Raw genomic sequence first — 24,848 nt, forward strand, 5'->3', positions numbered from 1 at the left:
GGGCTCTTCGTCCGGCAAGCTGCCGGTGGTCGCTAGATTGTATAAAACCTGATCAGCCGTTGAATTTGCGAATGATCGCCGTCGCTCAGATTTGCGAAAAAAAGCAGCTGCCAAGCTTGCGTTAATACGGCTTGCTTGCTGACGGGCGCATCCCAGCTCGGATAAACTCTCATCGCCATTTTCCCGGGCGAAGCGGCTGTCCTGAGCATGTTTTGCTTCGCAAGAACGTCCTTGGGGAAAACGAATTGCCCCGAATAGCGACCTTCATCGGAGAAGACGTGAATGACCAGCAGGTCGGTTGCCGCTTCAGGCGAGTATGCGACGTTTTTTCCCGATTCGTCCCTTTCCCAAAAAAACAACGAACTGTCCGATCTTGCGCGGCGTAATCTTAGCGACTCTGAACCGAACCAACTTTGAATTCAGCAGGAATACGCCGCCGCCATAATCAGAATTCTGGGCTTCTTCCCCTGGGCCAGCAAGCGCCAAGCCGTTCGGTTTATAAATCCGCTCATTGAGCTCGTGCAGCGATTGAAAAAAACGAAACCATAACGTTGACTCCTTGCGTTCTCCCGCCGCCTTTATTTAAGCGGAGAAATATTCAACAGCCTCAACAATTCGCCCCATGAATGGATGCGAGGCGCGTCCGAATGCCGGTTGTACGGCTGATCGCGGACATAAACCTTGATCGCCAGCTCGGCTAAAGTATCGATGACCGCGGGTTTGTCGTCGAAATAATAATCGAGCGCGAGCTCGCGGATGACATGCACCTTTTCCGCGTCGCCCATGCCGCAGTAGAATCTGCCCGAACGCACGGGAAAGCCCGCAGCCGTCAGCCACGTCAGCGTGCGTTCGCAATGCCCCTGCCCTCTGGCGGTAATGTAGTAAATCTCGTGCCCCAGCCTGTCCAGCTCGTTAAGCGCCTCCACGGCGTCCGGATAGGGCGGGCAATCGCTGAAGTAGATCGCCTCGCGCAGTTCGTCCCACATCCGCTTGCCTTCTTCCGCGTTCAGGCCGAAAGCTTCGTGGATCGGAATGCACGCCAGCGCATGCAGCTTGGCGATGTCAACCTGGCGGCCCAGCTTCTTGTTGTAAAGTCGAAAAGCATGCTCCCGCAAGCGGATCAGCGTATCGTCGATGTCGAATCCGAGTTTCATCGCAGTCTCCTTGGACATTGGAATGATCCGCTTATTTTACCAAAAGGGCGCCGGACTTCCTAATATGATCTGGCGGCCGAATGGACGGAGCCGATCGAACCGTTGTCTATAAAACGAACCCCGAACCTGCAGCAGGTCGGGGTTCGTTGGCTTGCTTCTTAGGATTTCTTCGTAATCTTGCCCTGCGCCTCCAGCGCGCGGAGCACGACGGTCGCGGCTTCGGCGCGCGTCGCCGTCGCGGCCGGATTCAGCTTGCCGCCGCTGCCCTTCAGCAGCCCGCTTTGCAAGCCGTAAGCGACCGCAAGCCGCGCCCAGCCGGATACTTTGGCGCCGTCGGCGTATGCACCGAGCAGCGTGTCAGTATCCAGGTCGTCCGTGACGATGCCGAGCGCGCGGCTCAGCATGACCGCCATCTCCTCGCGCGTGATCGGGTCGCTCGGCCGCAACTTGCCGTCCGCTCCCTTCACGACGCCCGCGCCTGTCGCCGTCGCGACGGCTTCCGCATACCAGGCATCGGCCGGCACGTCGGCGAACCGCCCGGCCGCGACGCCCGTTCCCGAGCCGCCCGAGAGCAGCGGCAGCACGAGCTTGACGAACTCGGCCCGCGTCACGCTGCCGTTCGGACGGAACGTCCCCGCGGGATCGCCGCTCACGACGCCCCGAGCCGCGAGCGCCTCGACGTCCGCGCGGCTCCAGTGCTTCGCCAGGTCGGCGAACGAATACTCGGCGATTAGCACCGCGTACGTACCGGGCTCCGTCACTTCTGCCTCGACGCTGCCCGAAGTCCCGTCTACGATGCCTCCGACATACGCCCACTTGGACATGTCGCCGGCAGCCTGACGGTATACGCCAAGCTTCCGAATGTCCGCGCCCGCCAGCTTCGCGGCGTCATAAGCGATCGTCAGCTTGCCCGGCGCCGCGAGCTTCGTCTCGGCCGCCAGCTTCCAATCGTACACGTCTGATACGAGCTTCAAATGCGCGTCCGCAGGTGCCGGAGCTCCTGCAACCTTGACGGCCGTCACCTTCTTGGCCGCGCCGGCAGCGCCCCCGCTTCCCGGCAGCCACAGCTTCAGCTTGCCGCCGAAGAAGCTTAAAGTCCCGCCCTCGGCGCCGATCTCTCCGCTCTCTCCGTCCTGCTGCGGCGGATTCTGCGGATTGCCGCCCGGATTGCCCGAGCCGCCGCCGGTGCCGCCGTCCGCGGCCTTGGTCGCGACGAACAGCGATGGCTCCGAGGACGCATTGCCCGCCATATCGACGGTCCAGATCCTGACCTCGTATTCCGTCGACGGCGACAAGCCGGTTATCGTATACTTGCCGACGCCTTTCAGAACAGTCGCGGGATCCAGCCCGAACGTCTCGCCCTTCTTCGCCCATTGCAGCTTGACGGCGAACAGGTCCGCGTCAGACGGATCGGTCCATTCGATCGTCGCCTGCGTCGATTCCGTCGTCACGCGGACGACGGTCGCAGGTCCTGGCGGCGCGATATCGGCGGAAGGCTGCTGGCTTCCCGCCGTTTCCGCGGTCGTCCTGGCCATGCTGTAATTGCCCGATTCATCGTAGGATCTGACTTCGATTTCGTAAACCGTGTCGGCTTTCAGCCCCTGAAGCAAAGCGTACTTCTGCTGCAAAGGAATCTCGACCGATGCACTCTCTCCTGCCGCGCCCTGCGCTTTGTAGAAGACAGCAACCTTAGCCCTCTCTTCATCGCGCATGTACTTCCAGGTCACCAGCGCCTGGTTTTCATCCGCATCCGCGGACAGCTCCGTCACGGCCGCCGGCGGCGTAACGTCATGATCCGTCACCACGACTTCGGCCTCATGCGCATCTCCTAGGGGGGATGCCGGCATAGCTTTGCACTGCGCCGTCTACGTATACCTTATATACGCCGCCTGCCTCAAGCGGGGCGTCCGGCGTAAACCGGATATGCATCGAATTCCCTTCGCTCACGGGCGACACAACCGTCCAAACGCCCGGAACATCCGCACCCGTCGCCGGATCGACGACCGCGAACAAGCTGCCCGACACCGTGCTGCCTTTTACGTGACGGTCGAACAGAATATCGACCGCTCCGCCGCCCGGCGCGGCCTCGAACTTGACCGGCTTCGCCGGCAGCGTCGAGATCATCGGGATGTTGACGTCAAAATGCGGCGGCAGCACCGTCAGCTCCTCGCTCTCGGCGGGCAGGTAGCCTTCTTTTTCATAGCGCACCTTCCACTTGCCCTCCGGCACGTCCCATGCGTATCGTCCGTCCGCATCCGTATAAAGCGGATTTTCCTGCCCGTACCAATCGGCATCCCAGACGTCCCACCGCCGCGTCTCCTCGTTCCAGCGCAGCGCCGTCGCCTTCACGCCTTCGAGCCGGTTTTCCTCGGTCACCTCATAGACATAGCCGCTCGGATCGTAGATCCATTCGGGATCGGCGATCGGTTTCTTCGGCTTTTTCGGTACGTTGCACAAATCGTTGATGTCGTCGTTGAACCGCGTTATTTGGCGGGCCAGACCGGCGTCCAGCACTTTGCCGAACGCATTGCTCGCGATGAAGAGCGCGACCGTGCCGACGCCGAACGTCGCAGGACCTGCCACGGTGCCGGCAATCGAAATGCCGTATTTGATGAGTTCGTTGCGAATGATCTTCTTGCGCAGCAGCTCAACGTACTCCATCTCGATCGGGATGAGATTCGGCGGACAGTATCTGGCGATCTTATCCATGATGTAAGCCAGATCGTCCAGCGAATCTCCGGTTCCTCTGCCGTCATACAAACTATAGGCGGCGTCGGCTACCTTCCAGGTGTTCTCGCCGGCCTTCGAAGCGAACGCCATCTCGATTCTTACGGCCACGGCGGCGACTGCGCTGTTCAATGTCTTGACCTGCGCGGACTTGGCTTTCGCGGACGGGACGATATCCTTGTATACGTCCATGTCCGCGCCAGCGCTCATGTAGGCCAACGCCTTTCCGACATCGAGACCCGAAGCGAACGCATCCGCGGGCAAATAGCCTTTTTAATTCGAATTTGAGCGTGCCCCTGTCGAACGATTCGCCGACCTGCAAGCCGTAGAGCGGTATATTCGTTTCATCGGCCAGCGTCAGATCGGAGCTGCTCGGCGTATACGACGTTCGCTCGAGCGTGGCGCTGAGCGACATCTCCGCATCGCCGCCGGCGGAAGGCAGGGTGCCCTTGAAGGACATCGACTGCTTGCGGTCTCCTCCCTCGCGCGGGGATACGTAGAGGCTCTCCTGGCGCGCATCCCTGAACGCGGGCGGCATCTGCGCCTTCAGCTCCTCGGTCGGCGCCGGTCCTCCCATCAGAATATCATCCGGTTCTCTCGTCGTATAGTCGATGCCGATCGGACCGACCGCCGAGCCGCTGGTGACCGCCTGGTAGACGCCGTCCTTCAGGCTCGCTTCAAACCGTTCGTTTCCGACCAGAAAGACAACGTCGCGCACCAGCTCCGGATGATTGAACTTCACGGTCAGATGGAACGGCCAGCCGGGCGCCAAAACGTAAGGAAATCTCGCTTCGCCCTCGCGGGGATCGAGCGCCATCGTCCGTCCGTCCGGCTGACGCATCGTGAATTCGATCGGTTCCGCAACGTTCACGTCGTAGCTGACGGTCGTCTGACCGCTGCTCCAGCTGCCGCTGTCCGTTCGGGCCAGGGCATACATCTGCCAGACGGCCGTCTTGCCCTCGCCTTCCATATCGACGCTTGCGGACCAGCGTCCGGCAGGCGAAGCCTGCGCGGAGCTGACCACGCGATCCCCCGCATACACGCTGACCGCACTGCCTGCAGGAGCGGTACCGGTCACCGTGAATTTGCGGTAACCCGTTCGGCCGGGCGCGATCAATGTCACTGCCGAGACATCGGCCAGGGCGACGCCGATCTCCTCTTCCTTCGATTGCCCCTGCACCTGATAGGATATATGCGGCGCGATGGCCAGCCTGTTGCCGTCCGGCGTATCGGCCATACGCAATTGATATTGCAGCGTGCCGGACATATTGGCGCCGATCGCGCCGATCGCAACGAAGTAGCGCCCTTCCTTCTGTCCGGGCGTCACGGTCTGCCCCTGCCATACGGCACTGCCTGGCACGAGCTCGGCTCCGGATGGCATATCCAGCACGACTGCGCCGTCCGTCAACGCATCCCGGCTCGTATTCGTATATCGCACGCGAACCTGCAGCGCCGACCCGGGCGCCGGCCGGTTCGTGCCGAGCAGCACCGCGTTGCCCGACTGTCCGGCGAACCGCCCCGGCTCGCCGAATTTGAGCTTGCCCAGGTTCAGAACCTCGCCCTCCGCGAGCTGGAACGTTCGAATCAGGACATTTTTGTCGAGGTTGCTCGCGAGCGCCAGCTCGTAAGCGCCCGCATCGGGCAGTTTGATCTTGAAGTCGCCTTTGCCCAAAAAGAAGCCTCTGATATACTTGCGGGTCGTGCCGCCGTTTTCAATCGCATAAAGCGCGGCGTTGCCCTGAACGCCGTCCAGACTGCCCACGACCTGCGTGCCCTTGTCGATCATCCGCAGCTCGACTTCGGCCTTGCGGTCGGCGCCGATGACGGTCGTGCCGCAGACCGGCTTGTAGCCCGCTTCGGCGCCGTCCGCGCAAATTTTCACCGTCTGTCCGGTCTCCGCCTCCACGGAGAGCGGATTCCCGCCGCCATAGCTGCGCGCCGAGCTGTAGATACGGTAATGCACCATTTCGCGCCAGTCGAGATCGTACGGACCGACCCATTCGCCTTCGCCCGATTTGGTGTACAGCTTGATCTGGACCTGAGCGGGAATGCGCTGCTTGTAAACGAAGTCCAACGTCTGTGTCCCTTGTACCGCCGTCACATACTTGACCTCGGAGCCAAATGAGCCTCCGGCGAACGCCTGGATATACATATATCCCTGGGGCACGCCCAGCGTGTACTTGCCGTCGCCGTCCGTGACGGCCGTGTACGTCTGGCCTTCGAATATCCCTTTGACCGTCGCGCCTGCGACCGGCTTACCTTCAGGGTCCTTGACCGTGCCCTCGATTTTTGCGTCCGTTCGGCGAACCAGCGTGATCTCTGCCGTGTTGGTACCGCTGGTCAGCGTCACGATTTGCTCGATCGGCTCGTAGCTGCTATCCTCCGGCTCGATCCGAATGCGGATCCGCTTGCCGATCAGCTTTTTGAAGGCGGGCAGATTGAATTGGCCATTATACAATGCATTACCGGCGCCCAGCAAATGGCCCGCTTCATCGGTGACGATAACACGGTTGCCCTTCCCTCTCCAGTTTGGGTTCACAATCTTAATGGCGAGTGCGGCCGGCAGCAACGGTTCGGCACTTACCGTCTGGCTGCCTCCGGCGTCGACCTCTATAACTGGCAATTCCGATTCCTCAAACAAGTCGTGCCCGCCGGCGCCGAGCAGACTCAGCTTATAATCGTCGGCCTCGGGCAGGCCTTTCAGCGCCACCGTCTTGCGCGAGCCCAGGACGACGGACTGGTAAGCGCGGGCTTTCTGACTGTAAATACTCAGCAAGGCGTCCTCCGGTATGGGAACCGAACCGCTCAGCATAACACTGACCGTGCCTCCGACCGCTATCGGCACACGCAGCGCCTCGGCTTCGGCGGAGCTGTCCTCCCGCGTCACCGCTGCCTTGATCGACAGCAGCCTTTTCGCATCGTCCGGCACCGCCAGCTCGCCCTTATAGAGACCGGCTTCCATCGCTTCGGTCAACGCTGTCTCCAGCGTCTTCGATACGCCGTCGACATTTTCATACGTCAGAATCGCCTTCGCGACCGAGCCAGCAGGTCCTCGCAGTGTGAGCTGAGCCGTATCGCCGTGTCCGGCATACTGACGCAGATACAACGGGAGACCGTGAGAAAAGGACGAGATCGAGAAACTGCCGGCGACAATGCTTTTCTCGACGGAATAAGCGGCTTCCTGCTGGCTGCCGTCCACGCTGCGAACGACATAGGCATACGTCTTGCCGGCCAACGCGGTCTCGTCCGTATAGCTGCGCGCAGCCGCATCGGAGATCGTCGTCAGTACGGTCCAGTCCTCCGCTTCCGTTTTGCGCAGCACGCGGAAGGCGGCGATCGTACCCGCGCCCGGCCCCGGACCGCCCCAGACCAGCGTTACTTTCGATCCCGTCGACGTCAGCGTCAGATCCGCCAATCCCTGGCCGGCCGTCGTGCGGACCTCGGTCGTCGGGCCGTCCGTCGTCCATTGTCCACCAGCCGAAGCCGCCTGCACGGCGAACGTATACGTCGTATCCGGCGCAAGTCCGGACACGACGGCCTCAAGCGCGCCTGCGGGTACGTCGATTGCCGCCGGTCCGCCGGCGATCCGGTATCCGCCGTCCGCATGCGCGGCAGCGGTCCAGGTCAGCTTGACGCTGCTCTGTCCGACATCGGACGCGGTCAGCGCGCTGCCCTGCGGCCAGCTTGCAGGCACGGCAGTAAGGGCGACACGCTGCAAATAGACGCCCGTCTTGGAGCGCTCGCTGCCGAGCACCATGTTCATCATGCTCGACTTGTAGGCGATTCGGGACCCATCCGCGCTCATCAGGCCGCTGAACGAAGGGCCCGCGATCGGCAGCGCGGCGTCATAGGGCACGCTGACCATCGTGGTCGTAAGCGCCGTGCGATCCCGCACGAAGAGATTCGTATGCGTATCGTTGTCTCCCGGCACGATCCCCTTCTCGCTTGACGAGAACAGAACGTAGCGGCCGTCTTCGCTAATGCTGTGGCCGGTAGCGGCGCGCGGCCACTTGTCCCCGCTGCCTTCGGGAATGCCGATAGGCTCAGGCTCGGTTCCCGCAGGCGCTTCGCGGTCGTAGACATAGGTAAAATAATTTTCGTTGCGTCTGGCCGAGCTGTACATGACGTAGCGGCCGCCGCCGTCGACGGCAACAGACGCGATCGACCACTTATTATCGACGCCGGCCGTCACCCATTCGAGCTGTTCGGCATCCCGATCGAACAGATAGATGTCGCTATCGCTGTCGGTATCCCCTTCCGCATGCGATACCGTCGTGCTGAAGGCGAGGACGCTTCCGTCCCCATTCAGCATCGGGGCCGATTCCAGATACGTTCCATCCGGCAGTTGGACCGGCGCCAGCTCCCTCGTCTCCGGATCGTACGAGACGATATACCGACTGTATCCCTCCGGCGGATGCTCCACCATATTTTGGGCATACGTTGTGAAATATACGACCCGACCGTCGTTGCTGATATCCGGGCTTCCACTGAAGTCGTTCGACTGGCCGCCGTTCCACGGCGTGCTGATCCTCGTCATGGAGGTCGCGCCGGACTCGTCGAACACGCCGTTGCGATCCGTATCCCTGTCGTACAGGAATACGTCTTGCCGCCCGTTTGTGTCCGCATCCCCGGTCAGATTCGAAGCGTAGGAATAGAAGACGACTAGGCTGCCGTCGTCGCTCATCTTGCCCCCGAACGTTTCTCCGTTACCGGACTGCCCGGAAGGCGTGCGGCTGACAAGCTGAATCGAACCCAGCTCGGCATCGTACAGGAACAGGTCCGCTTTGCCGTTGCCGTCGCCTGCGACCAGATCTGCGGCATCGGAGAGGAACAGCGTGTAGCGGCCGTCGGCGCTAATATCATAGACCCCGGCATTGTCGCTGCCGGATGGCTTGCCGTCCGATGCTCGAACATCCATCCGGACCAACGCCGGGCCCGCAGGCAGCCTGACGCGCGTCCATTCGCTCACAGTGCGATTGCCGTCCCCGTCGATGAAGGCGGCGGCAAGCTCATACAATTGGCCGTTCTCCAAGTTCGGCACGACCGCGCTATTCACACCCACCGGATAAAGCCCCGATTCGTGCACGATCCCGCCGGGCTTGCGCCATAGCAGCTTCGTGCCAACGACATCCGGATCGGACGAAGCGGACCACGAGACCGTCGCTCCGCCGGACAAAGGCGTCACGCCGATCGCCGCCGCTTGCGGCGGCGTCGTCTCGGGCGTGCCCAGCGTCGTCGCTGCGGCTTCTGCGGACCAATCCGACCAGCGGTAGTCCGCACTGCCTGCCGCCACGCGATACCGATGCGCAGTGCCCGCAGCCAAACCGTCGGCCGCATAGGAGGTTCCCATCACGATCGCTGTCAGCCGATCGTCCTGCAGCACTCGATAATAGGACGCGCCGGGCACCGCCGGCCAGCTCAGGGCGACATAAGCAGCTCCCGGCTGCGTCGTCACCGATGCCCCGTCGGGCCATACCGGTGTCTCGGCGGCCGGAACGGCGTCCAGCGCGACGGCATAGACGTCGCTTGCCGCATCCGGCTCGGCGGACTGCTCCAGATTTTTAGCCGCCGACTCGAAGACGAGCGTGCCGCCGTCCGCGCTGAGCGCCGCCTTGACGACGGCCGCATCCGCGCTGCCGCCGCCGGCTGTCCGGGTCGCCCAGCGCGTCTCGCCCTTCAGCCGGTCCCGAATATAAATGTCCTTATGTCCGGTATCCGCGGGATCGTAGGCATCCGCTGTCTGAAAAGCGACGTAGCGCCCGTCCGCGCTGATCGACGGCTCTTCGGCGCCGGTCGCTCCCTGCATGCCGTCGCTGCCTGCGCTCGCGAGCTCGGTCGTGCCCGCCACCCGGTCATACACAAAAATATTCCACGCCGTTCCCATTGCGCCCGGCACGATATTGCTCGCCACGGATTTATAAGCGACATAGCGCCCGTCCGCGCTGACGACCGGATATTGACTGCTCGCGTTTCCGGTCTTCCCGTCCGGCGCGCGGCTGATTTTTTTCATCTCGCCCAGCGCGGTGTCGTACAGATACACATCGCGGTACTTGGCGCCGGAAAATACGCTGCCCGTGTCGTCCGGCACGATATCCCGGGAGAAGGAATCGAAGGCGACGTAGCGGCCGTCGGCGCTCATGGACAGGCGCGATCGCGTCGTTTCGTAGATGTAGCTCTGCCGTGCAATCAACGCTACGTTCTTCGTGCGACGATCGAGCAACCAGATATCGCAGGTGCCTGTGCTGCTCGCCTTGCCCGCATAGGCGACGTAGCGGCCGTCCGCGCTGATCTGATAGGAGCTCCCGTTGCCGGCGAACTCCGAGCCGGGTACGAACTCGGCGACTCTCTCGATCGTGCCGCCCAGCGCATCGTAGAGGAACAGATCCTCTGCAGCGTTCGAGTCGGCGGCCGTCGTCAGGTTCGTGGCTTTAGAAGTAAACAACACATATTTGCCGTCCAGACTGACGTACGGCGCATAGCTGTCGTTGTTGGCCTGCGCACCGCCCGCCCCGAGACTAATGCGCTTGGTCGTTCCAGTCGCGCGGTCGCTCAGGAAAATATCGAGTTTGCCGTTCGTATCCCCTTCGACCAGGTTGGACGAAGCCGAAGCGTATGCCACGAACCTGCCGTCCCCGCTGACGGAAGCCGACCGGCTGTCGCCCGTGGCCGGGGCTCCGCCCGGAGCCGCGCTAATCTTGACCGGCAGGCCGTAGACCGCGCCGGCGATGGACAACCTCTCTGCATCGTTTCCGTAGACGCCGTCCGTTACCGACGGTTGCAAGCCGTTATCACGCTCAAGCGAACCGCCCAGCTGCTCCAACAGTCCGGCGAGCGTCAAATCCTGTGCGTCGCCGGCAGCCGGTTCCGCGTGCGCCAGTCGCTCCAGGCTTCCGGTCAGCAAGACGGCCGCCAGCAATCCCGCCAGTCCGCGCTTCCATCCTTTTTTCATACGCTTGCTCCAACCCCGAACCCCACGCTCCGGCTGACCGGACCTCGGTCCTTCCCCCGGAATTCGCGGACCGGTCAAGAGATCTCCGCATACCGCTCGCCCGCTCCTTTCTTAACCTCCGGCTGCGGACAATACGCGTCCAGCAGCCTCCGCTCCACGCCGCGCCAGCGCGCGATCCGGTACAGCAGCCCGAACATGCCCTTCTGGAACCAGACGGGCGGGCCGATGAGATAGCTCTCGCCCATCCGGATCACCACGGCCAGCTCCAGCATGCTTTTGGGCATGCCGTTCGCGCCGGTTCTGCCGTCCCGCGCCAGGCCGTACTGCATGCGCAGGAACTTCTCGAAGCTGCGTGCCGGCAGTATCTTCACGCGGAACGCGATCTCCGTCTTCTCCTGGTTGTAAAAGCGATGCTTCGATCCCAGCGGCGCCACCGCCTTCTGTCCCGGTTCAAGCAGCAGCGTCTTGCCGTCGCAATCGAGCGACAGCCTGCCGTCGATCGCTTCGAATTCCTCCTCGAACGTCGTGTGATAGTGCAAGGGCGTGCCGCCTCCGGGCTGAAGGCGGACCTCCACCCATTCGTAAGCGCCGCCCGATTCCTGCGCGGTCTCCAGAAAGGTGACCTCGTCCCCGATCTGGGGATTGCGAATCGTACGTTGAGATAGCGTTGCGGACATGTAGGATCATTCTCCTTATTTGGCGATAATGGCTCATTCTAGCGTAAGTTTTAGCGGCCGTTCCCACTAGTGAACAGCCGTCATCGGTTTTGTCATGCCGGTCATGACTTCGAGCGACCCGAGTCATGTAGCGAGGGGCAAAGATTGTATAAACGACCCGAATATGCATTTGCAGATATATATCCAATTGGATATATTATAGCTAATACGATTAAGGAGGAACGAAAAATGAATCAAAACGGGACAAATCAGCCGGTCACGCGCGTCGATGGCCGGACGTTCATCATGGAGCGCGTATTCGATGCGCCAAGGGAGATGGTGTACGAGGCGTTCGTGAACCCCGACCTGCTGTCGAAGTGGTGGGCGCCCAAGCCGTATACGATTCCGGTCTGCCGGATCGACCTCAGGCCGGGCGGCAAATGGCACTACTGCATGCGTTCGCCTGAAGGTCAAACACAGTGGGTGCTGGGGATCTATGAGGAAATCCATCCGCTTGAGCGCATATCGTACGCCGTCACCTTCGCGGACGAGCAGGCGAATCCGACGGATGTCATTCCGAAGCAAGAGGTTACGGTACGATTCGCGGACGCGGGCGACGGCCGGACGACGCTCGTCTTAAACTTCCGCCTGCCTACGGAAGAAGATCTGCAAGCGACGCTCAAAATGGGCATGAGCGAAGGTACCGCGATGGCCCTGGATAATCTCGCGCAAGATATATTGCCGCAGATGAAGCGCGGTTGATTGGGAACAGCAAGACGGGAGGCTCGCTATGAATACGGCTACATTCGGCGCCCTTGCGGAGCCCCATCGTCTCGGCATGGTCGAGCTGCTGCGGGAAGGCCCGCTCTCGGTCGGCGACATCGCCGAAAGGCTGGCGATGGGCCAGCCCCAAGCGTCCAAGCATCTGCGCGTGCTGAGCGACGCGGGCCTTGTCGAGTCGCAGCCGGCGGCCAACAAGCGCATGTACAAGCTCCGTCAGGAGCCGCTTCAGGAAATGGACGAATGGCTCTCGGCGTTCCGAGCGTCGTGGGAGGCGCGGCTTGATCGGCTGGATGCTTTGCTGGCGGAGTTGCAGGGTAAGGAGAGGAAGGAGTAGACCCGGTAAACTTTTGATACTTAGTACCTATAAAACTAAAAAAATATTACTGAAATATTATCATTATTTTAGGACTAATGATTCACCATACTTTCAAGCCCCGTCTGCGTTCAGGGGCTTTTTTTGCCGTTGTTTGATCAATTACAGAACACCTCTTTCTATAACTTATGGAAATTAATGTGTTTAATAAGTTTTGTTGATGTGTTAATTTTTATTGAGGTTAAATATAACAGAAGAAGGGAAATGAGAGATGCGCTCAAAAAACGCTAGCTTTGTCGCTCGACTGCTCGTCGTCCTCTTGCTGCTTCAACCACTGCTGGGCGGGCTGGGTGTCTTGAGCCGCGCAAGCGCACAAACGGATCCGTCAACGCCGCTTGAGAGAATCAATGAAGCAATTAATAACACCGATTTTGAAGGATTGATGTCAGCGCTTACAGACCCCCAGGCGCATTTGACACTGCCGGATGGCTTCGCTGGATGGAATGATCCAACCGATCAGGAGGCTATTGTGAAGGCCTTCACGGACTTCATCGCGCCCACCGAGGAAGGACCAGGCGGCTATGAAAATCTGGAACAAGTCCAATATATTCTAAACCTGCTGAGCGTAACGTACGAATCGAGAGACGCTGAAGACGCTTTGAGCTTCGCGACCATTCGCGGAAAAATCGGTCGATTGCTCGACTTATCCTTGGAGCTGAAAACGTTATTCCCTCACTCCTCCGCAGCAGAAGGCTATCAAGTTATGATCGACTCCATCCATGAACTTACGCCGCTGGATAGAGAAATATTTGATTACTTTGTGTGGATGCAATTTGTGCAGATGGCAAGCCACCCGGAAGTCTCTCCCTTTGTTTTGGCGCCGATTGCCGTAAATATGGGAGCCGAATTTCCCACGATCAATCGCGCGCAGGAGCCGGAAGAGCTGGGCTCCCTTATGGCTTTATTGATCCCGATGCCAAGCCCTATAACGGATCTTGGACTTGATCTGAGAAAAGCAATCGACTTGACTGAAGATGAAGGACCGGAGCTCGTCCAGTGGTTGTTTAGTTTACGTCCAAAGGGCGGCTATGCAGATACCGCTGCCTTACAAACCGCGTTCGACAGCTTCTTCAACATGCAGCCGCTCCGCGCTGTCAATGCTGCGATTAAAGCGGACGACGCTGAGGACGTACAGACAGCGCTTTTGAATGAAGACTTGGGCCTCCAACTGCCAGAAAACTTCAACCATTGGAGCGACGAGACCAAGCTTGCTTGGGCGGCGACCGTCCTGAATTTCAGCCGCGGCGGCAATGGCAGCAACGGGGGCAGCAATGATGAACCCAGCATTTTTTACACCAGCTTGGATCAGCTCCGATATATCACGGATCTCGCTGGAATCTCGGTGACCGTGCTTGAGGATCAGAGCCTCTCGACTGTCGGCAAAGCGATCGATGCGATATTCGCCAAGGTCGCCGACTTTGAGACTGTCTTCCCTTCTTTTGAGCAATCCCCGATGTTCGCCGAGTTGGGAGATAACTACAATGCGCTGACGACCGTCGAGAAAGATGTTTTTAAGTACTATCTCTATATCCAGCTCAAGACGGCCAAGGAGATATTAAATAACGGAAATAACGGCAATGACGAAAACGATATTTTTAATGGCAATCTGCTCAGCTTTTTGATTGCAGCCTCCATGGGCTATACGCCTCAAGCGATCAACAGCGTATCGTCGGCTGAAGATATGGGCCGATCGCTGCAGATGCTCTATTCAGTACAACAGATGATCGAGATGATCAAGCCATTCGGCATCGAACTCGAAGACTGGAATCTCGACCTCTCGAAGATGGGAAGTCTGAACCCCGAAGACGAGATTACGTCCGAGCTCAGCAACTGGATGCTCGACAAGCGCCCGGAAGGCGGCTACGCCGATCTGGCCGCGATCCAGTCCACTTTCAATCAATTCTTCACGCCGGCTGCGCCATCCGTCACGGCGGACGCGGCCACGAATAAGCTCGTCGGCGCGACTGCCGCGATGGAGTACTCGATCGACGATGGAAAGACCTGGACAAGCTACGATCCCGAGAATGCGCCTGTATTTTCCACCTATGTCAACGTCCAAGTCCGCGTCAAGGAGAACGGCGTTCGCGCGGCAAGCCCGACGACGACCGTCACGTTTAACGCGCCGGTCTACATTCCGCCGATGAACACGAACACCGAAACGCGCTATGTCGACGTTCAAGGCAGCGACGGCAGCGGCCTGGCCCGCACGCCGGTCACCCGTACGACCGATGCATCCGGCAAGGTAAAGGATAGCGTAACGCTGTCTTCCGATATTGCCAAGGAAGCCGTCGACAAAGCCAAAGCGCAAGGCGGCAGCACCGTCCGCATCGCCATCCCAGATGCCGAAGACAAGGTATCGGAAGTGTCGGTGACGATTCCGACTGCAGCTCTGACGCAGATCAACGACGGTAAAATGAGTCTCGAGCTGTCGACCGGCGACAGCGTCGTGTCGATCCCGACGGCTTCGCTCTCCGGCTTCGGCCAGGATCTGTACTTCCGTCTCGTACCGGTCAAGACCGAGGACGGACGCGTTCAGGTCGAGACGAGAGCCAAGCAGGAGAAGGCCGTTCAGGACTACGCAAAGGACGAATCCATTAAAATCTACGGTCGTCCGATGCAAATCGAAACGAATCTGCAAAGCCGCGAAGTAAGCCTGTTCCTGCCGCTGAAAAACGGCTTGCCGACCGATGCGGCCGAGCGCAATCGCATCATGAACCATCTCGGCGTGTACGCCGAACACAGCGACGGCACCAAGGAACTGATCCAAGGCAAAGTCGTGACGATGAACGGCATGACAGGCATTCAATTCACCGTTAAAAAATTCAGTACCTTTGCGATCGTCTACGCGGACGGCTTGAACGGCACCCAAACCCAAACGCCGACCGCGCATACGCCGTATATTAACGGATTCGGCACGGACTTCCGTCCCAATGCGTTCGTAACGCGCGCCCAAATGGCGGCGATGCTCGCTCGCAACCTGCCTGACACGACGGTATCGGCCGGTACGACGGCCGGCTCGGACGTCAAGGCCGGACATTGGGCAATGGACGAAATTCTCAAAGCCAAGTCTGCGGGCATTATGGGCGGCGTATCCGAGACGATGTTCGATCCGGAAGGCTCCGTCACGCGGGCGCAAATGGCTGCGATCGCCGCCCGCTGGATGCAGAAGGGTCCGACGACATCGCAAGGCGTCGCGAATCCGGGCAACGGTAACTATAGCGACGTATCCGACACCCACTGGGCTGCGGACGCGATCTCCTACGTTACGTCTGCAGGCATCATGACGGGCTATGCCGGTCAGACGTTCAAGCCTGATCAGAAGCTGACGCGCGCCGAAGCCGTCAAAGTGCTGAACCGTCTGTTCGGCCGCGGTCCGCTGAACGGGGCGACGACGGTTACCTTTACGGACGTGCCGGCTACCCACTGGGCATTCGCCGACATCGAAGAAGCGGCGACCAACCATAAGTACACGGTCGACGCGCAAGGCGCGGAGCAAATCGCCGCGCAATAAAGGAAGTATTGAGATTGAGAAAGAGGCTGCGACGCTTCGGCGTTCGCAGCTTCTTTTTTTTACGCAGAAGAAAATGGGTCGCGACGACATTGGGGAGCGTGCGTTCCTATCCGCTGCAACCTGTACTATAATAGACAGATAAGCCGATGGCGCCCGCGCGGCGTCCATTATTCGTACAGGAGATTATGCCGACATGCAAATTATCGAATTGCCCATGAATCTGATCGACGAAGATAAGGACCAGCCCCGCTACCGGTTCGGCGAAGAGTCGCTGCAGGAGCTGGTGAACAGCATCGGCGAGATTGGCCTGCTGTCCCCGATCAAGGTGCGCAAGGCCGAGGGCGGCCGCTACAAGATCATTTACGGCAACCGCCGTTACCTGGCCTGCTCGAAGCTGGGCCGCGACACGATCCCCGCCATCGTATCCGAGGCGACGGACGAGACGGAGATCTATCTCGAGCAGGTTGCCGAAAATCTGACGCGCGAGGGCTTCACGCCGATCGAGGAAGGCGAAGCGTTCGACAAGCTGCTGAACGATCCGAAGTTCGCGAGCTCGGTGAAGTTTCTGGCGGCCAAGCTCGGCAAGCCGGAGTCCTATATCAAGAACAAATGCGAGCTGCTGAAGTTCGGGCCCGCGGTCAAGAAGCTCGTCGTCAGCGGCACCGATATCCGCAAGGACACGCTGACCGAGGACCAACTGCTCCCGCTCAAGGATCTGCCGATGGAGTACCGCGACCCCCTAGCGCTGACGATGGCGAAGGACGAGATGCCTGTCATCGACGTGAAGCGGATCGCCAAGCTGTTCAAGGACGCTTCGATCTCGGAGCGCACGAAGAGCCAGCTGCTGTACAAGGACGGGCCGGGGCTGCTGGACACCTGGTCCGCTTACGAGGCGAGCCGCAAGGAACGGGCCCGCGCGGCGGCGGACGCGGAGCGGCGCAAGGCGGAAGCCGAAGCCGAGCGCGAGGAAGCGGAGCGCGAAGAGGCGCAGCGGAAAAAGGCGGAAGCCGCGGACGGGGCTGCAGCAGCCGGCGTCCAGCCGCGCCCGGCCGCAGGAGCCGAAGGCGTAGCCGCGCAAGCCGCAGCCGCGACGGCGACGGCTTCCGCTCCGGCGGCGGCAGCGTTAAGCCAGGCCGATTCGGCCGCGGCCGTGGCGGCGATGGCTGCGGCGGCGGCCGGCGCGCGGACGATGGCCACGCTGCGCGAACTGCTCGCGGCGCTGCCGGCGCCGGACGCGCTGGCGTCCGAGCTGCAGGCGGCCACCTCCGTTGACCCGGAGGCGCTGCTGGACGGGCTCGACGACCTGATCGGCCGGCTCGAAGGCCATCTCGGTGCTTGCCGGGCTGCACGCTCCTCAATTGCGCAGCGCTTGTAACGATCTAAGCGGCATTTTCAGCCCTTTCGCCTCCAGGAGGTCGGAAGGGCATTTTTCGTTTCGGAACTTTCCCGGCTTCCGCTCGACGCGTTTCTTCGCCATCACGATGACTTGTCATATTTATATTTATGACCAATTATTACAATAATTAGTTATTTCTTCACTTTTTCGTCCAGCCCTTTCGTGTGAAGATTGAAGACGAAATGCCGGGAGTCATCAAGGCATGGATGGCATTGATAAGGAGGTGAGACAAATGACGATCGAAATCCGCGAAGTGGAAGAGCTTGCGCCAACGGCGACTAAAACGACGGATGTTATCGAAGGAGACGGCCATTTTATTTAATTTGACGAGGAGGTCGTACATGCTTTTATGTACGACCTTCTTCTATGTAGGGAGGTGAGCCCGATTTATAAACTTAAGGATTCATACCGTCGGGCAATGACCTATCAGAATGTCGCCATTCGAATTCCGACGGAATACGGACCTGTCGAAATCCCGGATCCAGACGGTAAAGTTTTCTCCTTTCTAAAATTGCTCGACGGTAACAACCGAAAAGAGGATCTGTCCCGCCTTCTTTCCATATCCGATTCGGATGTCGAATCCGGGATTCGCACGTTACTCCATTTCCGGTTACTGGAGTGTCCTGAGCCCGATAAAGAAAAGGACGCTTTAACCGCACGCGAATTGCTAAGATATAAAAATAATTTAAGTTATTTTTCACTATACGAAACCGAAACCGAAAGTCGATTCACGTTTCAAAGCAGATTAAAGTCCGCAACCGTAGCCATTCTTGGTCTTGGAGGCGGCAGCGTAATCGGTGCGTGGCTCGCATCAATGGGAATAGGAAGAATAATCGGGGTCGACTATGACGTCGTGGAGATTGGTAATTTAAATCGACAAATGCTCTATACTGAGGCTGACGTCGGGAGACTGAAGACGGAAGTGGTCAAAGAACGACTGTCTATGCTTAATAGCGATACCGTAGTCGAAACGCTCAATCAGAAAGTCGATAGTTCGAAATCCATTCTTCCTATCATTCGAGAGGCCGATGTCGTCGTTGGGGCCATCGACTGGCCCCTGCTTTATGGCCCCAGATACGTGAATACAGCCTGCCTTCTAGAAAATAAGCCCTTGTTCTTTGCCGGTCTTAGGCACGGGTCCGCGTTCATTCATCGAATCCTTCCTTATGAGACGGGTTGCGCGGATTGCTTTTGGCTAACTGCCATGCGTTCCAACGAAAGTACGCTTTCATTTGTAAACGATGTCATCAATGGAGCGCATACGCCTCAAATCAATCCTGCCTTTGCGCCGAATATCGCCATGCTGACATCGCTGGTCGGATCTGAAATCGCAAAATTTATCGCGAAGCACAGTCCGCTCTTTCCAAAATCCTATACGAGAATCCGGCTTCACGATACCGAGCTTAGCCATCATGAAGTACCTAGGCTTTCCGATTGCCCGAGCTGCGGCAGCCATTCCTACAAGCCGAATGAGCCGCCTGATTTAACGATTTTAAAATCTTTAACGAATCCGAGATAGAGCGATTTTCGTAAAGGAGCGGCATCGCCGGATGGAAATATCGCTATCCATTTGTTCCAAGGTCTGCTTGAGTCACTTATCCATTCAGAAGGAAGGGAACGAATACACGATCGGGGATCCGAACATCCCGCGGTTTATCCGTGTCCCCGAGGCCGCCGTTCTTGCCGTGAAAAATGCGGATGGACTCCGGTCAATTGAAGAGATTAGAACGAAATTGAAGCGGGATAATAATGTCGATGTGGACGTTTTGGACTTTTTTTCCAAGCTTTTAGCGATCGGATTCGTCAAAAGCGTAGGCGATCTTGTCCTCGTGTCCGATCCGCCCCCCCTCCTCATCGCACGAAAGGAGAGTCAAGGTTTCAAAACTCTTTTTCAATCCATTAACGGCAAAATGGTTTATGTTTAATTTCGCAGCCGTCCTTACTTTGTTCGCGGTTAAACCTGAACTGCTCCCCTATTATAAGGACATGTTTGTTTTAAAGGCTGTTGGAATGAATGCTTTCGCAGTCATATGCCTGACCTATTTCCTCATCTTTCTCCACGAATTGGCGCATTATTTTTGCAGCTATAGCAAGGGGATTAAAGCGTCCATTCGCCTGTCTCGCCGATTTATCTTCGTTGTTGCCGAGACGAAAATGACCGGACTATGGTCCAAACCAAAAAAAAGAGCGATACTTCCCTTATCTGGCAGGCATGGCGTTGGACGTTACCCTAATCCTGATCTGTTTATTGGTTCAGTTGTCGCTGCAGGAACATTCCGTTTTCGTTTCGATTGCCAGGTTGACGGCGTTCCTGCTAGTTACAGGTATTTTAGGTCAGTTCATGTTCTTTTTGCGAACGGACGTGTATTTCATTTTAATCAATGCAACGAATTCATCGAACCTTTATGGAAACGGAATTCTGTTCCTAAAGAGCATCGCATCAAGAAATAGAAAAGAGAATCGGAGGCTATGGAGCGAATTGCCGAAAACCGAAAAATCGGCATCGCTTTGGTTTAGCTTGATCTACGTGCTTGGAATTGGCATCTTGCTCGCTCTTTTCGTTATTTTCACGTTTCCGGCGTTCCTATTCGTTGTGTCCAGAGCCTACCACGAGATTTCAAGCTATTCGATGACGCATTATTTATTCTGGGACGGAATGGCTAGTTTCTCCGTTATCGCGATTAGATTAATTCTGCTTCTGGTAGGATCAAGAAATAGGCTCATGGACAGAAAAAAACGATTGCAATCAGAACTTTAATAAAGGAACCATAAATGACGGCCCGCTCCCAACCGAATTCTCCAGAATACATCGACAGCGGACACGGCAGCGGAAAATCGTGCTGCTAATCGAAGACGCTCGATAAGTCTCCTCCCTTCTTGATCCCGCCGGCTACCCTTCTCGAGCTCCTCCGCCCCCCGTCCGGTACGCCGACGGGCTCGAGCTCGTCTCGCGGCGGAACGCCTTGGCGAAGTGGTTCGTGTCCGGATAGCCGACGGACGCGGCAATCTCCTTGATGCTGCGATCCGTCGTGCGGAGCAGCAGGCGGGCCCGCTCCATGCGCTTGCGGTTCACGTACCGGATTGGCGGCATGCCAAAGCGCTGATTGAAATATTTGACCAGATAGTTCAGGGTGCAGATGCAGGTATTCGGCCAGACCGTCCAGCGTCAGCTCGTCCGCCAGATGCGTCTCGACGTAGCGCGTAATCAGCATGATTCGCTCCGCATCCTCGGCCGTCCCGCCCGTTCGGCTGAGCGCCGCCCGTTCTACGACCGGTGCCAGCAGTTCTAGCAGATGCGCTTTTTCGCGAAGCCTCGCGCCGATCCCCCCGTTCGGCCGCGCAAGCGACGAGCGCCTCGAATCTGCGTCCGACCTCCTCCCGCAGCCCCGCGTCCAGCGTGAGCCGGAACGGCACTTCGAGCCAGGAGAACAGCCCCGCATCCCCAAGATCCGCGTTGAAGTGGCACCAATATTTTAAAAACGGCCTTCGTCCTTCGATCGCCGAAAACGACTGAAGCACGTTGGCCGGCATCAATACCAGCTCCCCAGGCTCAGGCCGGAGCTCCTTGTCGCCGATGCGCAGCCAACCTTCGCCTTCGCATATGTAATAGAGCTTGTTGTGAGCAGGCACATAATCGATCTCCCGCCACACGGGACTGCACTGTGAATAATGCGCCTCGATCACGTCGACCCGAAGCTGGTGCAGAATATCATCAAGCGCGCTGATTCCGGCCGATCCGTCGCCCATCGCTTTCCCCTGCGCTTTCAAGTAAATTGGCAGCGTTCTCGAACGAGGTTAATCTGATACCCGCAAGCCTTAACCGCGTCCCTCCCGCCTCCCGCCCGATGCTGGTACACTGGGCTGGCAAGGCCGAGAGCCTATCTCAATTATAACGGAGGAAGTCGCGACGATGGCACATAATCAAGAATGGCTGGACCGCCAGGAGCGGACGCGCTGGTTTTTGCAGGACCGGTTCGGGATGTTTATCCATTGGGGGCTGTACGCGATTCCGGCGCGCGGCGAATGGGTCCGCAACGTGGAGCGCACTTCGGTAGAGGACTACCAGGTTTATTTCGACGAGTTCGATCCCGTAGACTACGATCCGCGTGCCTGGGCGCGCGCCGCCCGGCAGGCCGGCATGAAGTACGCGGTGCTGACGGCCAAGCATCACGACGGCTTCTGCCTGTTCGACAGCAAGCTGACGGACTACAAGTCGACGAAAACGAAGGCCGGACGCGACCTCGTGGCGGAATTCCTGGAGGCGTTCCGCGCGGAGGGGCTCAAGGTCGGGCTCTACTACTCGCTGATCGACTGGCATCATGAAGACTTTCCCGCGCATGGCGACCTCTATCATCCGATGCGGGACAACGAAGCGTACAAGCGGGATCCGGCAACCTTCGACCGCTATCTCGAATATATGCACGGGCAGGTCCGCGAGCTGCTGACCAACTACGGCAAGCTGGACCTGATGTGGTTCGACTTTTCCTACGACGGCATGCAGGGGGGAGAAGTGGCGCGCCTCGGAGCTGGTCAAGATGATGCGCTCGCTGCAGCCGCACATCGTCATCGACAACCGATTGGAGGCCGGCGGCGAAGGCGGCGGCAGCATTTACACGAAAGAGCCGCTCGCGTATGCCGGCGACTTCGCCTCGCCCGAGCAGATCATCCCCCCGACCGGCGTGACCGACGAAGACGGCCAACCGATCCCGTGGGAAGCGTGCGTGACGCTGAACAACAACTGGGGATACGTGGCTTCGGACACCAATTACAAAAGCCCGACCATAGTCATCCGCAAGCTGGTGGAGTGCGTCAGCAAAAACGGCAATCTGCTGCTCAACGTAGGTCCCGATGCGCGCGGGCGCATCCCCAAGCAGTCGCTGGACATTTTGGCTGAGGTGGGCGACTGGTTGGCGCTGAACGGCGACAGCATCTACGGCTGCGGACAGGCGGAGCTGCCCAAGCCCGACTGGGGGCGTTATACGCAAAAAGGGAACAAGCTGTACGCGCATGTCTTCGAGGAGAGCGTAGGCGCGATCAATCTGGCCGGGCTCGCCGGACGCATCAAGCGCGCGCGGCTGCTCGCGGACGGCTCGGAGGTGCCGGTATCCCGTCCGTGGAACGCGGCGCTGTTCGAAGCCGACGCCTTCTTCAACTTCGCGAATCCGGTGCACTACACCTATCCGCTGCCGGACGCGCGCGGGACGGTCGTCGAGTGTGAGCTGAAGTAACTAACGTTTGCGGCCTCTCTATCTTCGCGCAAAGAACCGATCGCATTGGGCCGATCGGTTTTTTCGTATTCAACGCCAGCCATTCCGACAAAATAATGGTTGAAGAATATAAATTTTATGGGGAGGCGCACCCACCTGTACTCTCTAAAAGTTTAAGCTTATAATTCAACCCTCAACGTACCCAGCATCTTGGCGAACTTCGGATCGTGATAGGACAGGAACAGCGTCTCCCGCGTATCGAGGCCGGAGATTCGTTTGAGATCGTCCGCGTCCAGCTCAAAATCGAAGATGTCGAAGTTCTCGACGATCCGCTCTTTCCGCACCGACTTTGGAATAACGACGACTTCTCGCTGGACAAGCCAGCGCAGCACGACCTGGGCGACGGACTTGTCGTGTTTTTCCGCGATCGCGGACAGCGTTTCGTTGCCGAACAGGTTGCTCAGTCCTTCCGCGAACGGCGCCCACGACTGATGCTGCACGCCCTGCTCTTTCATAAATGCTGCGCTCTCATGCTGCTGATAGAACGGGTGCGTTTCCACTTGGTTGACGGCAGGCACGATCTCGTTGTGCACGATGAGGTCCATCAGACGGTCGGGCAAGAAGTTGCTGACGCCGATCGCCCTGATCTTGCCTTCCTTATAGAGATCTTCCATCGCGCGCCAAGCGCCGTAGTAATCGCCGAAGGGTTGGTGAATGAGGTACAGATCGAGATAGTCCAGCTGCAGCTTCTGAAGCGACTTGGCAAACGCCAGCTTGGCGCTCTCGTAGCCGGCATCCTGGATCCAAAGCTTGGTCGTAATGAAAAGCTCCTCGCGCGGCACGCCGCTGCGCTTGATCGCGCGTCCGACCGCTTCCTCGTTTAAGTAACCGGCGGCGGTATCGATCAAGCGATAGCCGGCCGTCAGCGCTTCGTACACCGCGTTCTCGCACTGCTCGGCATCGGGAATCTGGTAGACGCCGAAGCCGATGATCGGCATTTTCACGCCGTTGTTCAACATTACGGTTTGCATGGTATTTCCTCCTATTGTTCGAATGTATAATGGCAAACGGCGCGCACCCGGCATCTTCCCTGCTGCGGGTATTCCGCGTACGGCCGATTTGCGTTACAGTTAGCTTAAAGCCTTCGTGTTACACGAAGGCAAGCCGTATTGAACAATTATTTTTAAGGGGAGGATTGTGCATGCATACGGTCAAAGAAGCCGCCCGCCTAACGGGACTTACCGAGCATGCCGTGCGATTTTACACGGATAAAGGACTGGTGCCGAGCGTTCGGCGCGATAAGAACAACACGCGGATGTTCGACGAGGAAGCCGTCAATTGGCTGCACGGCATCAAGTGCCTCAAGCAGTCCGGGATGCCGATCGAAGTCATTAAAACGTACGTCGAACTGTGCCTACAAGGGGATTTGACGATTCCGAAGCGAACCGCGCTCATGATGGAGCACAAGGAAGCGGCGCGCGCGAGGCTCGAAGAAGCCAAAAGGCACATCGACCATTTAGAACAAAAAAACGGCCCTGTACGAAGCCATTATGGAACGCCGTCTGCCCGACACAGCCAATCCCGCCAATTGGGGAGACGTTCGGCATATGCATAGCGACGTGTTTTACATGCCTGCCGCCCAAAGAACGTGAGCGTTATCGGCGAGTTGGTCTAAGATTCAAATGAGGAGGCATTAAACGTGGCATCGATCGATGATTTTGCGGCACTGGATATTCGCGTGGGGACGATTGTGGAAGCCGCGTTTTTTGGAGAAGCGAAAGTTCCCGCGATCAAGCTTCAAATCGATTTTGGTCCGGAGATCGGCATCAAATCGTCCAGCGCGCAAATTACGAAGCGATACGCGGCCGAGGATGTCGTTGGCCAACAAATTATCGCAATCGTCAATTTCCCTCCCCGGCGCATCGCCGGTTTCAAATCGGAAGTGTTGGTTCTTGGCGGCGTACCGGAAAAGGGAGACGTCGTCCTCTTGCAACCCGAGGTTGAACTTCCTAATGGGACGCCTATCGCTTAACGCGGTTCGAACAAATAGGGGGAATGAAAAAGGAAGCAGCAGGACAGGAACTATGCTTTC

General features: G+C 58.4%; 17 protein-coding genes and 3 pseudogenes. 10 read left to right on the forward strand and 10 right to left on the reverse strand.

Features of this window, described 5'->3' with window-relative positions; genetic code table 11:
* Positions 1–32: 32 nt before the first annotated feature.
* The 6 genes and pseudogenes from OMP38_RS08950 to OMP38_RS08970 form a co-directional block, all read right to left on the reverse strand.
* A pseudogene (locus OMP38_RS08950) lies at positions 33–582 on the reverse strand (MepB family protein).
* Positions 579–1,154: a 5' nucleotidase, NT5C type gene (locus tag OMP38_RS08955; RefSeq protein ID WP_277564766.1), complete on the reverse strand. Its 576-nt coding sequence runs from the start codon at positions 1,152–1,154 to the stop codon at positions 579–581. The pseudogene OMP38_RS08950 and the gene OMP38_RS08955 overlap by 4 nt, the downstream one beginning before the upstream one ends.
* Positions 1,155–1,312: 158 nt before the next feature.
* Positions 1,313–2,959, reverse strand: a complete 1,647-nt coding sequence (locus OMP38_RS08960; RefSeq protein ID WP_277564767.1) for an S-layer homology domain-containing protein — start codon at positions 2,957–2,959, stop codon at positions 1,313–1,315.
* Between the two features lie 10 nt (positions 2,960–2,969).
* Complete coding sequence (locus OMP38_RS34570) at positions 2,970–3,974, reverse strand: Ig-like domain-containing domain (RefSeq protein ID WP_338130491.1); 1,005 nt, start codon at positions 3,972–3,974, stop codon at positions 2,970–2,972.
* The gene (locus OMP38_RS08965; RefSeq protein ID WP_277564768.1) at positions 3,916–10,830 is read right to left on the reverse strand and encodes a fibronectin type III domain-containing protein; all 6,915 of its coding nucleotides are present in this window, start codon (positions 10,828–10,830) and stop codon (positions 3,916–3,918) included. Before OMP38_RS08965 ends, OMP38_RS34570 begins: the two co-directional genes overlap by 59 nt.
* Before the next feature lie 74 nt (positions 10,831–10,904).
* Positions 10,905–11,507 carry a cupin domain-containing protein gene (locus OMP38_RS08970; protein WP_277564769.1) on the reverse strand — a complete coding sequence of 201 codons (603 nt, stop codon included), beginning with the start codon at positions 11,505–11,507 and terminating at the stop codon, positions 10,905–10,907.
* A gap of 228 nt (positions 11,508–11,735) precedes the next feature.
* On the opposite strand from OMP38_RS08970, the gene OMP38_RS08975 reads away from it, so the two are divergent.
* Both OMP38_RS08975 and OMP38_RS08980 read left to right on the forward strand, forming a co-directional pair.
* Positions 11,736–12,248, forward strand: coding sequence for an SRPBCC family protein (locus OMP38_RS08975; protein ID WP_277564770.1), 513 nt, complete (start codon positions 11,736–11,738; stop codon positions 12,246–12,248).
* 28 nt (positions 12,249–12,276) lie between these two features.
* Entirely contained in the window at positions 12,277–12,603 is a 327-nt protein-coding gene (locus OMP38_RS08980) for an ArsR/SmtB family transcription factor (RefSeq protein ID WP_277564771.1), read from the forward strand.
* Between the two features lie 1,084 nt (positions 12,604–13,687).
* Here the strand turns inward: OMP38_RS08980 and OMP38_RS08985 are convergent.
* Positions 13,688–14,089, reverse strand: coding sequence for a hypothetical protein (locus OMP38_RS08985; RefSeq protein ID WP_277564772.1), 402 nt, complete (start codon positions 14,087–14,089; stop codon positions 13,688–13,690).
* Positions 14,090–14,095: 6 nt separating this feature from the next.
* Between OMP38_RS08985 and OMP38_RS08990 the strand changes: the two genes are divergently transcribed.
* The 5 genes from OMP38_RS08990 (at position 14,096) to OMP38_RS09010 (ending at position 20,000) form a co-directional block, all read left to right on the forward strand.
* Positions 14,096–16,153 (forward strand): DUF4073 domain-containing protein, encoded by a 2,058-nt coding sequence (locus tag OMP38_RS08990; RefSeq protein ID WP_277564773.1) that lies wholly within the window; start codon positions 14,096–14,098, stop codon positions 16,151–16,153.
* Positions 16,154–16,346: 193 nt separating this feature from the next.
* The gene (locus OMP38_RS08995) at positions 16,347–17,528 is read left to right on the forward strand and encodes a ParB/RepB/Spo0J family partition protein (RefSeq protein ID WP_277564774.1); all 1,182 of its coding nucleotides are present in this window, start codon (positions 16,347–16,349) and stop codon (positions 17,526–17,528) included.
* Positions 17,529–17,898: 370 nt separating this feature from the next.
* Positions 17,899–19,068, forward strand: a complete 1,170-nt coding sequence (locus OMP38_RS09000) for a HesA/MoeB/ThiF family protein (RefSeq protein WP_277564775.1) — start codon at positions 17,899–17,901, stop codon at positions 19,066–19,068.
* A gap of 31 nt (positions 19,069–19,099) precedes the next feature.
* Positions 19,100–19,474, forward strand: a complete 375-nt coding sequence (locus OMP38_RS09005; protein WP_277564776.1) for a hypothetical protein — start codon at positions 19,100–19,102, stop codon at positions 19,472–19,474.
* Positions 19,467–20,000: a hypothetical protein gene (locus OMP38_RS09010; protein ID WP_277564777.1), complete on the forward strand. Its 534-nt coding sequence runs from the start codon at positions 19,467–19,469 to the stop codon at positions 19,998–20,000. The genes OMP38_RS09005 and OMP38_RS09010 overlap by 8 nt, the downstream gene beginning before the upstream one ends.
* 439 nt (positions 20,001–20,439) lie before the next feature.
* Here the strand turns inward: OMP38_RS09010 and OMP38_RS09015 are convergent, their stop codons facing one another.
* Positions 20,440–20,640, reverse strand: coding sequence for a helix-turn-helix transcriptional regulator (locus OMP38_RS09015; protein ID WP_277564778.1), 201 nt, complete (start codon positions 20,638–20,640; stop codon positions 20,440–20,442).
* Positions 20,641–20,675: 35 nt separating this feature from the next.
* Positions 20,676–21,296, reverse strand: a complete 621-nt coding sequence (locus OMP38_RS09020; RefSeq protein WP_277564779.1) for an AraC family ligand binding domain-containing protein — start codon at positions 21,294–21,296, stop codon at positions 20,676–20,678.
* Positions 21,297–21,459: 163 nt separating this feature from the next.
* Between OMP38_RS09020 and OMP38_RS09025 the strand changes: the two are divergent.
* Positions 21,460–22,777: pseudogene (locus OMP38_RS09025) on the forward strand (alpha-L-fucosidase).
* Positions 22,778–22,935: 158 nt separating this feature from the next.
* Here the strand turns inward: OMP38_RS09025 and OMP38_RS09030 are convergent.
* The gene (locus OMP38_RS09030; RefSeq protein WP_277564780.1) at positions 22,936–23,787 is read right to left on the reverse strand and encodes an aldo/keto reductase; all 852 of its coding nucleotides are present in this window, start codon (positions 23,785–23,787) and stop codon (positions 22,936–22,938) included.
* Between the two features lie 170 nt (positions 23,788–23,957).
* Between OMP38_RS09030 and OMP38_RS09035 the strand changes: the two are divergent.
* Positions 23,958–24,408: pseudogene (locus OMP38_RS09035) on the forward strand (MerR family transcriptional regulator).
* A 47-nt stretch (positions 24,409–24,455) separates the two neighbouring features.
* Positions 24,456–24,788 (forward strand): chaperone CsaA, encoded by a 333-nt coding sequence (gene csaA / locus OMP38_RS09040; protein ID WP_277564781.1) that lies wholly within the window; start codon positions 24,456–24,458, stop codon positions 24,786–24,788.
* Positions 24,789–24,848: the final 60 nt, after the last annotated feature.

The sequence above is a fragment of the Cohnella ginsengisoli genome (assembly GCF_029525555.1).
Taxonomy (GTDB): domain Bacteria; phylum Bacillota; class Bacilli; order Paenibacillales; family Paenibacillaceae; genus Cohnella; species Cohnella ginsengisoli.